The 12,437-nt window shown below is 33.1% G+C and carries 14 protein-coding genes; all 14 read right to left on the bottom strand.

Annotated features, from left to right (window positions below; genetic code table 11):
• Positions 1-57: 57 nt before the first annotated feature.
• From glyS to ACP5QL_RS07190, 14 genes are read right to left on the bottom strand one after another with little or no spacing between them, the layout of a single operon-like run.
• A complete protein-coding gene (gene glyS / locus ACP5QL_RS07255; protein ID WP_272995131.1) occupies positions 58-2,127 on the bottom strand; it encodes a glycine--tRNA ligase subunit beta in 2,070 nt (689 codons plus the stop codon).
• Complete coding sequence (gene glyQ, locus ACP5QL_RS07250; protein ID WP_012583676.1) at positions 2,120-3,019, bottom strand: glycine--tRNA ligase subunit alpha; 900 nt, start codon at positions 3,017-3,019, stop codon at positions 2,120-2,122. The genes glyS and glyQ overlap by 8 nt, the downstream gene beginning before the upstream one ends.
• Positions 3,020-3,021: 2 nt before the next feature.
• Complete coding sequence (recO, locus tag ACP5QL_RS07245; protein ID WP_428126454.1) at positions 3,022-3,732, bottom strand: DNA repair protein RecO; 711 nt, start codon at positions 3,730-3,732, stop codon at positions 3,022-3,024.
• Positions 3,716-4,375, bottom strand: a complete 660-nt coding sequence (gene deoC / locus ACP5QL_RS07240) for a deoxyribose-phosphate aldolase (RefSeq protein WP_012583678.1) — start codon at positions 4,373-4,375, stop codon at positions 3,716-3,718. The genes recO and deoC overlap by 17 nt, the downstream gene beginning before the upstream one ends.
• Before the next feature lie 9 nt (positions 4,376-4,384).
• On the bottom strand, positions 4,385-5,281 hold the full coding sequence (era, locus tag ACP5QL_RS07235; RefSeq protein ID WP_012583679.1) for a GTPase Era: 897 nt from the start codon (positions 5,279-5,281) through the stop codon (positions 4,385-4,387).
• Entirely contained in the window at positions 5,278-5,673 is a 396-nt protein-coding gene (gene cdd / locus ACP5QL_RS07230) for a cytidine deaminase (RefSeq protein WP_272995138.1), read from the bottom strand. Before cdd ends, era begins: the two co-directional genes overlap by 4 nt.
• A complete protein-coding gene (locus ACP5QL_RS07225; protein WP_012583681.1) occupies positions 5,666-7,276 on the bottom strand; it encodes a CTP synthase in 1,611 nt (536 codons plus the stop codon). Before ACP5QL_RS07225 ends, cdd begins: the two co-directional genes overlap by 8 nt.
• Positions 7,269-8,525 (bottom strand): hemolysin family protein, encoded by a 1,257-nt coding sequence (locus ACP5QL_RS07220; protein WP_428126496.1) that lies wholly within the window; start codon positions 8,523-8,525, stop codon positions 7,269-7,271. The genes ACP5QL_RS07225 and ACP5QL_RS07220 overlap by 8 nt, the downstream gene beginning before the upstream one ends.
• A gap of 38 nt (positions 8,526-8,563) precedes the next feature.
• A complete protein-coding gene (locus tag ACP5QL_RS07215) occupies positions 8,564-8,926 on the bottom strand; it encodes a diacylglycerol kinase (RefSeq protein ID WP_012583683.1) in 363 nt (120 codons plus the stop codon).
• Entirely contained in the window at positions 8,926-9,354 is a 429-nt protein-coding gene (ybeY, locus tag ACP5QL_RS07210) for an rRNA maturation RNase YbeY (RefSeq protein WP_424662366.1), read from the bottom strand. The genes ACP5QL_RS07215 and ybeY overlap by 1 nt, the downstream gene beginning before the upstream one ends.
• Positions 9,351-10,241 carry a PhoH family protein gene (locus ACP5QL_RS07205; RefSeq protein WP_012583685.1) on the bottom strand — a complete coding sequence of 297 codons (891 nt, stop codon included), beginning with the start codon at positions 10,239-10,241 and terminating at the stop codon, positions 9,351-9,353. Before ACP5QL_RS07205 ends, ybeY begins: the two co-directional genes overlap by 4 nt.
• Positions 10,242-10,250: 9 nt before the next feature.
• Positions 10,251-10,421: a 30S ribosomal protein S21 gene (rpsU, locus tag ACP5QL_RS07200; protein ID WP_012547397.1), complete on the bottom strand. Its 171-nt coding sequence runs from the start codon at positions 10,419-10,421 to the stop codon at positions 10,251-10,253.
• A 16-nt stretch (positions 10,422-10,437) separates the two neighbouring features.
• Positions 10,438-11,691, bottom strand: coding sequence for a tRNA (N(6)-L-threonylcarbamoyladenosine(37)-C(2))-methylthiotransferase MtaB (mtaB, locus tag ACP5QL_RS07195; protein ID WP_012583686.1), 1,254 nt, complete (start codon positions 11,689-11,691; stop codon positions 10,438-10,440).
• Between the two features lie 4 nt (positions 11,692-11,695).
• Entirely contained in the window at positions 11,696-12,436 is a 741-nt protein-coding gene (locus tag ACP5QL_RS07190) for an RsmE family RNA methyltransferase (RefSeq protein ID WP_012583687.1), read from the bottom strand.
• Position 12,437: the final 1 nt, after the last annotated feature.

Below are 12,437 nucleotides of genomic sequence, written 5' to 3'. Positions count from 1 at the left end.
TCTTAAAGAATTATATCATAATCCCTCTGAAACTTATTTTAATAAAAGTTTAAAAAGCTAATTTAATTTACTCCAATCCAAAACTTCCCAAAACAAAGACTTTATAGCAAAAAGGAGAGACAAACGATTTAACTTCTCCTCCTCATTAGGAGACATGACAAGAACATGGTCAAAGAAGCTTTCAATATGATCAGAAAATTCCTTTAGAAAATCATAACCAAGTAAGACTTTATAATTACCTTTTAAAATCTCTTTAGAAATTTCTTTATTAATTTTCACATAATCTCTATAAAGCTCTTTTTCAAAAGGAGAATTAAACAGGTTTTCATTAATCTCCTTAGGACTGAAATCCTTTGGTAGTATTCTATAAAGCCTATTTAATGCTCTCTTTAATTTTTCATAGGGGTCCTTTTCTTTAAATTCCCTTATAAAGTCTACCCTTCTTTTCAACTTCCATAACTCATCATATCCTACTTCCATCACCGCTTCTACTATATCATTGGGATACTTATCTAAAAGAAGGTTTCTCAACCTTTGTCCAATAAAGAGCATGCCTTTTTCAATCTGAGATATAGGACATTTATCACTAAATTTATAAACCTCAAAGGATTTCATAAAAAGATTTCTCAAATTTAATTTGAAATCTGTTTCTAAAAGAAGTCTTAAAAGCCCCCCACTTATTCTCCTTAGACCTATAGGATCCTCAGATCCTGTCGGAAACAAATCTAACGCAAAATATCCAGTAAGACTATCTACTCTATCTGCAATTCCTAAAACTGTTGAAAGAGGATTTTTAGGAATCTGATCCTCTAAAGTACGAGGATAAATATACTCCCCTATTATCTGAGGTATAGGCTCTCTTTCTCCACTAATTTTAGCATAAATACTCCCCATGATACCATGTAACTCAGGATATTCACTGACCATCAAGGTTCCCAAATCAGCCTTATAAAGATCTACTGCTCTTTCCAAAATTTCCTTCTCCTCAGTACTAAGCTCTAAAATATTTGCTATCTCTCTTACAAGGATTCTTACTCTTTCTACTTTATCTTTAATAGTCCCTAACTGTTCTTGAAAAATGATCCCTGACAGTTTTTCAGAGTATTTCTCTAAGGGACACCTTATATCCTCATTATAATAGTACTCCGCATCAGCAAGCCTTGCCTTTAGCACCTTTTCATTCCCTTGTATCACTACTTCCTTATAATTTTCTGTCCCATTTCTTATCACAATAAACTTGTTAATTAAATTTCCTTCTTTATCTCTCAAAGGAAAATATCTTTGTTTCTTTTCCATGGTAACAATAAGTACAATTTCAGGAAGAGTTAAATATTTGCTATCAAATTGACCTAAAAGAGCAGTAGGATATTCCACAAGATAGGTAACTTCCTCTAAGAGATCTTCATCATAAGAAAGAGTCAAAGAATTGCTGTTAGCGATCTCCTTAATCTGTCGCAAAATTTCGTTTTTTCTTTCATTTTGATCTACAATAACATAATTTTCTTTCATCAAATCAATATAGGAATCAGCATCCTTTATTTCAATAGGAGTTTGGGGCAAAAATCTTGGTGGTCTTGAATATCTTGAAGATTTCACACCTGCCACTTCAAACTTTACCTCTTCACTCCCATACAATGCTACGATCCATCTTATAGGTCTGCCAAAATAAAAATCTACATTTCCCCATTTCATCATTTTAGGAAATCTGATGTTTTTTAAAAGAGAAACAGCATAATCTGGAAGTATTTCTAAAGTATTTACTCCCTCCTTAATCCTCTTTAAAAATATATATTTACCTCTTGGGGTTTCTTTTATATAGAGAGCCTCTAAGGATGCTCCATATTGTTCTGCAAATCTTTTAGCAACCTCTGTCCATACTCCATTTTTATATCCCACATGAGCTGCAGGACCTCTAATTTCTTCTTCTTGAGATTCCTGTTTTTCACTAAGATTCTTTATATAAACCACAAGCCTTCTGGGAGTAGCCCAGGTCTTAATATCTTCAAAACTTATCTTCTGGTTCTCAAAGTAGTTCAAAGAGAAATCATAAATCTGCTTTATAGCAGGATCCAGAAAATGGGCAGGCATTTCTTCAGTTCCTATTTCTAAGAGAAAATTCTTACCCAAGTCGAGCCTCCTCCTTTCTCCATGCCTTGTTGAGAAGAGGAAAACCAAGAGCTTCTCTACTCTTTAAATAATTTTCAGCAGCCCTTGCAGCAAGACGCCTAATACGAGATATATATTGACTCCTTTGTACCACGCTAATGGCTCCTCTTGCATCCAACAGATTAAAAGTATGAGAACATTTTAACACATAATCGTAAGCGGGAAAGGTCAAACCCTGATTTAAGAGCCTTTCTGCCTCTTTTTCATATTCATTAAATAAAAGTCTAAGCCTTTCCACATCTGCTAATTCAAAATTATAAATACAGTTCTCAACCTCACTTTGAAGATGAACATCTCCGTAGGTCACATTATCTTGCCATTTTATAGCTTTGAAATCATCTACCCCCTGAATATACATAGCAATACGCTCAAGTCCATAGGTAATCTCTGCTGATACAGGGAAAAGATCAAATCCACCGCACTGTTGAAAATAAGTAAACTGAGTAATCTCCATCCCATCAAGCCAAACTTCCCATCCTATCCCCCAAGCTCCAAGGGTTGGAGATTCCCAATTATCCTCTACAAACCTAATATCATGCTTTTCTATCTCTATTCCAAGATACTTTAAACTTTCAATGTAAATTTCCTGAACATCAGCAGGAGAGGGTTTTAAGATTACCTGATATTGATAATAGTGCTGTAGTCTATTTGGATTCTCACCATATCTTCCATCAGTAGGTCTTCTTGAAGGCTCCACATAAGCTACATACCAAGGCTCAGGACCAAGCACCCTAAAAAAAGTTGCAGGATTCATAGTTCCTGCTCCTACTTCAATATCATAAGGTTGTTGAATAATACATCCCTGATTATGCCAAAATTCATTTAATTTAAATATTATTTCCTGAAAGAGCATACTCATACCTCCTGCTCAATTCTTTCTATCATTCTATCTATTAAATTAAAAGTCTTATCACTAAAACCAGTCTCTTCCATAATTAATTCATCAAAAGTTCTATCTAAAATCTCATTAAACTTAATAACTTCTTCAGACTTTATCTTCAGAGACTTCAACGTCCTACAATCTTCACAGTAAATTTTACGATTATCTAAATCAAAATAAACATACTCATCTTTTAATAAATCTTTATCACATCCTTTACATTTTAGTTCTACCTTACTAATATACCCCAGTTTTTGTAAAAGTTTTATCAAAAATACATCTCCTGAATATTTATTTATTAAATTCCAATTTTTCAGAAATTTATAAAGGTACTCATAAATTTCTAAATCTTTGACCTCTAATGGTATAAACTTATCAGCCTTTTTAAGATATTTGGAAAGGATAATAAATTTGTCTACATCTTTTATAATCTCAAAAAACTTCTCATAAGAATCCCAGAAAATTAAAAGATCTACCTCTCTTCTCTTTACAAAATACCCCTTTCCAATAGAAAAAATGTTTACTTTTCCCCTTAAACGGTTTTTAATCTTTAGAGCCCCTCTCGCTATGGCAAGAAATTTTCCCTTTTCTTTGCCGTAAATTGTTAACAAAAGATCCCCCTCTCCTACTTTTTTTTTAAACAATATTATGCCCTCTTCATAATAATACCTATTTTCCAAGCCCATTTATTATACTCACTCCACTGGAGGTTCCAATCCTATCTGCTCCTGCATTTATCATTTCTAAAGCTTGTTCAAAGGTTCTAATACCTCCAGATGCTTTAACCTTCAGGTCATTACCAGCAATAGATTTTAGTAATCTAACATCCTGTACAGTAGCACCTTGAGGACCAAAACCAGTAGATGTTTTAACAAAATGGGCTCCACCTTCTTTTATTATTTCAGTAGCATAAATCTTCTCCTCATCTGTCAAATAGCACGTCTCAATTATTACCTTAACTACCTTGCCTTCTGCAGCTTTTACTACCTCTCTGATCTCAGATATCAAATAGTCTCTTTTCTTGTCTTTTAAAGCCCCAATATTTATAACCATGTCAAATTCTTCTGCTCCAAGTTTAAGAGATTCTCTCACTTGATAAACTTTCATGGAAGTAGTACTTGCTCCCAATGGAAAATCAATCACTGTACATATCTTAACTTTGGTATCTTTTAGTAACTCTTTTGCATAAGGAATATAATAGGGATTTATACATACAGAATAAAAACCGAACTCTTTTGCTTCGTTACACAGTCTTTCAATATCCAAAAGAGAAATATTGGGCCTTAAAAGAGTATGGTCTATCTTCTGAGCAAGCTCGTATCTATTCATTTTTTCACCTCACTCGTATCCTAATTCTCTTAATATTTCTGGTTTCTTTCTCCATTTTTCCCTAACCTTTACCCAAAGATCAAGATAAACTTGCTTTTGATAATAAGACTCAATCTCCATCCTTGCTAAAGTACCTATTTTTTTAAGCATTTGACCATCTTTTCCAATAATAATTGCTTTTTGTGTTGGTCTTTCTACAATAATAGTTGCTCTAATGTACAGTAGATTACCATCTTTTTTTTCCTCAATGTCATCTACATAAACAGCCACAGAATGAGGAACCTCCTGATAAGTTAAGTGGATAATTTTCTCTCTTATTATTTCAGCAATAAAGAATTTATCCGTTTGGTCTGTCAACATATCAGGAGGGTACAAAAATTCACCTTCGGGGGCTATTTCTTTAAGTTTTTCTATAAGTAATTCTTTATTCGTGCCATAAAGAGCTGAAATTTCAATAATCTTTTCTTCTGATACCCCTAAGGCAATAACCTCTTTTTTCCTTTCCTCTATAGATTTGGATGAAACCATATCTATCTTATTTAACAACACCAAATAAGGTTTACCTTGATCTTTAACAAATTTGAGTAAAGTTCTATTATCATCGTCTAACTCTACCGAAGAGTCTATAACATATAGTACAATATCTGAGTCTTCAATGGTTTTTTTAATAGTCTTTTGCATATACTCTCCCAATAAGTGTTTAGGAGGAAACCAACCAGGAGTATCAAGAAAAATAAATTGGGCATCCTCTAAAGTGAGAACTCCAAGAATACGCTGTCTTGTAGTTTGAGGTTTATCAGCCACGATAGAGACCTTTTCCCCCACTAAAAGATTGATTAAAGTAGACTTTCCAGCATTAGGTTTACCCACTATACTTATGTATGCAAGCTTTGTCTTTCCCATCATTTGTTAGCCTCCAAATCAAATCCTAAAGGTAATATATCCTTTACTCTATAAGTCATAAATTTGCCCTTTTCTTTATCATAAAGCAATATTTCCATATCTGGTGAGAATTCAAACATAACCTGTCTACATGCACCACAAGGAGGAACCCCACTTCCATCCTTACCTACTATAACTATTTTTGAGAACTCTTTTTCTCCTTCACTTACTGCCTTAAATATTGCTACCCTTTCAGCACAAATAGTCAATCCATAAGATGCGTTTTCAATATTAGTTCCAAGATATACCTTACCATTTTTAGTAAGTAGGGCAACTCCCACAGGAAAATTAGAATAAGGGGAATAAGAATTTTCTAAGGCTTTTAATGCCAATTCATATAGCTTTTTGTTATCCATTTTTTTTCTCTTTCTCCTTTATTACATTCTCTATAAATCCTTTAAACAAAGGATGGGGATTTAAAGGTCTTGATTTATATTCTGGATGAAATTGAGTAGCTATGAAAAATGGATGATCAGGAATCTCAATTATCTCAACTAATTCTCCATCAGGAGATTTTCCTACAATCTTTAATCCATGCCTCTCAAATAATTCCCTATACTTATTGTTTACCTCATATCTATGTCTATGCCTTTCATATATAATTTCCTTTTGATAATATTTATAAGCTAAAGAGGACTTATCAAGTACACATGGATATGCACCAAGTCTCATAGTTCCACCCTTTTCATTGATATTCTTCTGGTTAGGCATCAAATCAATTACAGGATCTGGTGTATTTTCATCAAATTCACTGCTGTTAGCATACTTTAACCCAATACTTCTTGCAAATTCAATTACAGCACATTGAAGTCCTAAGCATAATCCTAAGAAGGGAATTTTGTTCTTTCGAGCCCATCTAATACCTTCTATCATTCCTTCTATTCCTCGAGCTCCGAATCCGCCAGGAACTAATAATCCCTCAGTACCTTTAAGTACATCATCTACATTTTCAGAATTAACCTTATCACTTTCTACCCATCTAATATTCAACTTTACTCCATAAAATCTTGTAGCATGTTTTAAAGCCTGTACTACACTTATATAAGCATCAGGCAAAGTAACGTATTTACCCAAGATTGTAATGTTTACTTCACCTAAAAGTTCTTTATTAACCATTGCTTTCCAATCTTCAAGATTACTTTTTCTATTTTCCAGACCTAAGAGTTTACAAACCAAATCCCCTAATCCCTCTTCCTCAAAGTAAAGAGGAATTGCATATAGATCTTCCACATCTACACCTGTAATTACTGCCTCTGGCTCCACATCAGTAAACAAAGCAATTTTTTCTCTTATACTCTTTGGAAGTTTTGTCTTTGCTCTACAAAGGATTATATCAGGCTGAATACCTATACTTCTAAGCTCCTTTACACTATGCTGGGTGGGTTTCGTTTTTAACTCTCCTGTAGGAAAAAGTGAAGGCACAAGAGTTACATGAAGATATATAACATTATCTTTACCCACATCTTTTCTAAACTGTCTTGCAGCTTCTAAGAAAGGTAATCCTTCAATATCGCCTACTGTTCCTCCAATTTCAACAAGAACTATATCTGCTCCCGTTTCTTTTGCTACTAATTTGATACTGTTTTTTATCTCTTCAGTTATATGAGGAATGATCTGTACTGTTGACCCAAGGTATTTACCTTCTCTTTCTTTCCTAATCACTGAAGAATAGATCTTGCCAGTGGTTACATTGTTTATAGCAGAAAGATTAACATCTAAAAACCTTTCATAATGCCCTAAATCAAGATCAGTCTCAGCCCCGTCTTCTGTTACAAACACTTCTCCATGTTGATAAGGGTTCATAGTTCCAGCATCCACATTTATATAAGGATCAAATTTCAAAGCTGTAACATTAAAACCTTTACTTTTTAATATCCTCCCTAAGGAAGCTGTAGTTAAACCTTTTCCAAGAGAAGATATAACTCCACCTGTAACAAATATGAACTTTGTATCACTCATCTTTTTCCTCTTCTCCTTCTTTTTTAATTTTTCTTATTATTTTCACCTTTTCTATTCTTTGCCTTCTAACGCTATCTATTACTATAATTAAATTTCCAAGATCAATTTGTTCCCCTCGAGAAGGCACCCTGTTTAATAAGTCTAATATAAGACCACCTAAAGTATCATACTCCGTCTTAGGCAGAGTCATACCCCATGCCTCCTCAAGAATATCATTTAACTCATAAATATTTATCTTTGCATCCACCACTAACGTATTTTCGTCTATAAAATTAAACTTATTTTCCTCTTTATCATATTCATCTTCAATTTCTCCTACAAGTTCTTCTAATACATCTTCAAGGGTTACAAGTCCTGCTGTACCTCCATATTCATCTACAACTATAGCTAAATGAGCCTTCTTCTTTCTCATCTCATTAAAAAGCTCATTTATCTTCATATTCTCAGGCACATATATAACATCCCGTAAAATGTCTCTTACTTTTATATTAGGATCCTTCTCTGCAAGAGCTTTTAACACATCCTTTGCATGTACTATACCCACTATATTATCAATACTACCCTCATATACTGGAATTCTTGAATGTCCCTCTTCTATAATTTTTCTCCAAACTTCCTTTAAAGGACTGTCTACACTAACACAAACCATATCTATTCTTGGAACCATAATTTCATGAACTTCAGTATCAGTAAATTCTAAGACATTATTTATGAGTTCTTTTTCTTCTTTCTCAATAATACCCTCTTTTTCTCCTACATTCACAAGGGTTAAAAACTCATCTACAGTAGCAAAAGGAGAGATATTTTCTTGAGTCTTACCTACAAACTTGTAAAAAATATTACTAAATCCTAAAATCAATTTTGTAATTGGTAGAAATATTATGTAAAAGGGATAAAAAACATTAATCACTGCTAATGCATATTTTTCTTTTAACTTCAAGCCAAAACTCTTAGGAATCACCTCTCCAAATACCACAATAAAAAAGGTACTCACGCCCGTAGCAACAGCAACACCAAAATTCTTAAATGTAGCAAGAGCTATTTTGGTGGCTATTGCCGAGATTAAAACATTCACAAAATTATTGGCAATAAGAATTGTGCTAAGCACTCTTTGACTATTTTCCATAAGTCTAACAATTTTTATTGCCCTTTTGTCTCCATTCTCAGCCAAATGATGAAGTCTAATCTTAGGAAGAGAAAGAAGAGATGTCTCAAGAGCTGATAAAAAACCCGAAATAATTAATAGAATTAAAAGCGATAAATATTCCAGTTTAACTTCACACCCCTTTAAATTAATCTCGACAGGTATTTAAAAAAGATTAATAATCCTGAAACTAAAGCTATTAATGCCAGTATAAAAACTGCTGAAGCAGAAAGATCTTTGACTATCTTTATTTTAGGCGAATATTCTTCGGAAAGCACATCCATAGCCCTCTCAATAGCGGAATTAAAAAACTCAGCACTTATTACCACACCACACCACATAAATATTAACAACTTATCCGTTAGATCAAAGTTTAGAATTAAGGAAAATAATACAACTAGTAAAGCTATAAATGCTTGAATTTTTATATTTCTTTCATATTTCAAGCCAAATTCTAAGCCTTCCACAGCCTTTGTAATACTTTCAATAAGATTCCTATTCCTCATTATCTCCACAAAGATATTAGCTTTTTTGTTTCCTTTTCCATTTTCTCATATTCTTCATCATTCTCATGATCATAACCAAGTATATGTAAAAGCCCATGCAAAGTCAAAAAAGCAACTTCATCTATAAGAGTCTTATTATTTTCCTCTGCCTGAATTTTAGCAGTATCTATAGATATATAGATCTCTCCTACTATTCTTCCCTTAGGATCCTTTCCAAGAGAAAAAGAAAGAACGTCGGTAGGTGTATCTTTCCCTCTATATTTGCTATTTAGCTCTCTTATTTTTTCATCATCTACTAAAACCACCGAGATATCATATTTATTCGGAAGAAAACCTTCCTTCTTAAAAACTTCTTTTACAAAGTTTTTAACTCTATCTTCTTCTTTTTTGTCAAAACATCCATATAGATCAAAGATATTAACACTCATTTATTTATCTCCCATCTTTCGTAGGCTTTTATAATCTCCTTCACTATATCGTGGCGTACCACATCTTTTTCTGTAAGCTCTACAAATCCTATACCCTTTATTCCTCTTAATATCTCCCACGCATGAGTTAATCCAGAAGTTCTTCCCACATCAAGATCTGTTTGAGTTACGTCTCCAGTCACAACCATCTTACTTCCTTCTCCAAAACGAGTAAGGAACATCTTCATCTGCATAGGAGTGGTATTTTGGGCTTCGTCCAAAAGAATAAAAGAATATTTAAAAGTCCTTCCCCTCATATAAGCAAGAGGGGCAACTTCTATCATACCCTTTTCTATGTACTTATTAAGTTTCTCTGAACCTAATAGCTCCTCCAAAAAATCATATAGAGGTCTTATATAAGGATCTACCTTTTGTTGAATATCCCCAGGGAGAAAACCTAATTTTTCTCCTGCCTCCACCACTGGTCTCGTTAAAATCATCTTTTGCACCAAATTATTTTTCAACATATTCAAACCCACTGCTATAGCAAGAAAACTTTTCCCTGTACCTGCGGGACCTTTTGCTAATACTATATAGTTTTTCTCGATTTCTTCCACATAATTTTTCTGCCCTGGGGTCAAAATCCTAACTATTTTTTTATCAAAAACAAGTACCTTATGGACTAGAAGGGTCCCACTTTTCTTGGAAATAGAAATTTGATCTAATAAAAAAGCTTCCACTCTTTTAACAGACTCTGGCTCTCCATAGATCACTAATTTATTATCTTCCACTTTAATTTTTACATTATCTATTTCTTCTATTTTCTCAATGTTATTCAATATTTCTTCTCTATAACTTTCCACATCCTTTGGAATTATTATCTCTGTCCTTAATAGTGACCTTTCCATAAAACCTATTTACTTCTTTTTCTTAGATTGAGCCTTTTTTCTATTCCTTTTTTCGCTAGGTTTCTCATAATATTCATGCCTACGAATATCTGCAAGAACACCATCTTCCTGCAATTTTTTCTTAAATCTCTTCAATGCACTATCAAGACTTTCATCTTTTCCTACTCTTACTTCAGTCACAATCTTCCCTCCTTTCTTATAATGTAACTTTTACTTTACTCTCCAAAACTTCGCCCCATACTTTTTCTTCTTTATTATCTACCTTCAATAGTCTTACCTTTATATATTCACCCTCCTTTAATAATAAATTACTTTCAAACTCTACTTTTATATAGTTATCAGTTGTACCTCTATATAGATTTTCCTTTCTTTCTTCAACCATAACTTCTAATTCTTTCTCTATGAATTTACTTACATATCTCTCCCATAAGTCATTACTTAATTTTATCAATTTTTCCTTCCTTTTTGTAATCACTTCATAAGGTAAAGGCTTTAATTTATAAGCCGGAGTAAAAGGTCTTGGTGAATATGGGAAAACATGTATCCTCATAAACCCCATTCTCTCTGCAAAAAGATAAGTGTTATTAAAATTTTCCTCACTCTCTTCAGGATAACCCACTATTATATCAGTAGTTATGGCCACATCGGGCACCTTTTCTCTTAATTTATAGACTATCTGCTCAAAATATTTAGTATCATACCTTCTGTTCATCTTCTTAAGAATCTCATCATCACCACTTTGAAGAGGTATATGCCAATGTTTACATAACTTAGGATGATCCGCAAGTTTTATCAACCCCTCTGTTATATCCATGGGTTCTATAGAGCTTAGTCTTATTTTAACTAAACCATCCATCTCAAAAAGTTTTAAAAGGAGTTTGGACAAGGCATCTTTGTCTCCCAAATCTCTTCCATAAGCTCCTAATCTTATCCCTGTCAAAACTATTTCCTTAAAACCATTTTCAACAAGTTTTTGGGCTTCCTCCATTACCTTGTCAAAAGGTTTACTTCTTTCTCTACCTCTTAAGTAGGGGACTATACAATAGGTACAAAAATTATTACATCCATCTTGAATCTTCAATATTGCTCTTGCTCGATCTTCGGAGGTTACAAAAGCTGAGTCTTCACTTCCCCCAAAAAACTCCCACTTTTGCTTATTATCTAGAACAAAATCTAAAACAAGCTTTTCCGAGGACAAGTTAAGCCTTTCCGCATAACAACCTGCAAGAGCAATTTTAGCATTAGGAAAGCGATTTTTGATAAGATTAATTAGTCTCCTTGCTTTTCTCTCAGCAACGTGCGTTACAGCACAACTGTTTATAAATATTAAATCTGCCTCTTTTCCAAAAGGAACAATCTCAAAACCAGCATTTCTTGCTAATATTTTTAAGTTTTCAGTTTCATATTGATTTACCTTACACCCAAAGGTATAAAAAGCAACTTTTCTCAAGATATTAAAATAAACCTAAGCCTCCTTTCTCATAGAGAAGGAGAGCAGAAGCCACAATTGCAGCTGTCTCAACCTTTAATATTCTTGGACCCATATTAAAAAAAATACCATTATACTTCTTCATAAGGTTAATCTCTTCATCAGTAAAACTTCCTTCAGGTCCTATAAAAAGAAAAATTTTATCTCTAATATTATTTCTTATAATATTTTTTAAACTCAACTCCGCCCCTTCCCAGGCAATCAATATATCAGCATTCTCCTTTTTAGCCAAATTTAAACTTTCCTCTAAGGTTTGAACTTTATATAATAACGGTAATTTATTCCTTCCACACTGTTTTACAGCTTCTTTGATAACTTTATTCCATCTTTGATATTTTTTATTCAATTCGTCTCTTGATAAGTTTACAATACTCCTTTGAGTTTGTAAAGGAATAAATCCTACGACACCAATTTCGGTACATTTTTCTAAAATGATCTCCCAGGACTCCTTTTTAGGCAAACTTTGACATAAATAAACTTCAACATTAGCCTCCTTATTCCCAATTTTCTCAATAATCTTACATATTACCCTATCTTCTTCAATTTTCTCAACATAAGCTCTAAAAATCTTTGAATTATAATTTACATCAATTTTTTCTCCCTCTCTTATTCTTAAAACATTAACCATATGGAAAATATCCTCTTTATCCTCAATATAAAGTAAATCAGGTTCCTTAAAAGTGGTGGCAAAAAACATTGGAGACATG

It is taken from the genome of Dictyoglomus sp., from assembly GCF_049968615.1.
Taxonomy (GTDB): domain Bacteria; phylum Dictyoglomota; class Dictyoglomia; order Dictyoglomales; family Dictyoglomaceae; genus Dictyoglomus; species Dictyoglomus turgidum.
The sequence above is the reverse complement of the archived record's forward strand: the minus strand, read 5'-3'. Positions and strand labels throughout refer to the sequence as shown.

Coding starts and splice junctions, on each gene's coding strand:
- deoC (WP_012583678.1), bottom strand. CDS start 4,375: ATGAATAGATACGAGCTTGCTCAGAAGATAGACCATACTCTTTTAAGG.
- cdd (WP_272995138.1), bottom strand. CDS start 5,673: ATGGATAACAAAAAGCTATATGAATTGGCATTAAAAGCCTTAGAAAAT.
- ACP5QL_RS07225 (WP_012583681.1), bottom strand. CDS start 7,276: ATGAGTGATACAAAGTTCATATTTGTTACAGGTGGAGTTATATCTTCT.
- ybeY (WP_424662366.1), bottom strand. CDS start 9,354: ATGAGTGTTAATATCTTTGATCTATATGGATGTTTTGACAAAAAAGAA.
- era (WP_012583679.1), bottom strand. CDS start 5,281: ATGATGGGAAAGACAAAGCTTGCATACATAAGTATAGTGGGTAAACCT.
- ACP5QL_RS07190 (WP_012583687.1), bottom strand. CDS start 12,436: ATGTCTCCAATGTTTTTTGCCACCACTTTTAAGGAACCTGATTTACTT.
- recO (WP_428126454.1), bottom strand. CDS start 3,732: ATGGGCTTGGAAAATAGGTATTATTATGAAGAGGGCATAATATTGTTT.
- glyQ (WP_012583676.1), bottom strand. CDS start 3,019: ATGCTCTTTCAGGAAATAATATTTAAATTAAATGAATTTTGGCATAAT.
- ACP5QL_RS07215 (WP_012583683.1), bottom strand. CDS start 8,926: ATGAGGAATAGGAATCTTATTGAAAGTATTACAAAGGCTGTGGAAGGC.
- ACP5QL_RS07205 (WP_012583685.1), bottom strand. CDS start 10,241: ATGGAAAGGTCACTATTAAGGACAGAGATAATAATTCCAAAGGATGTG.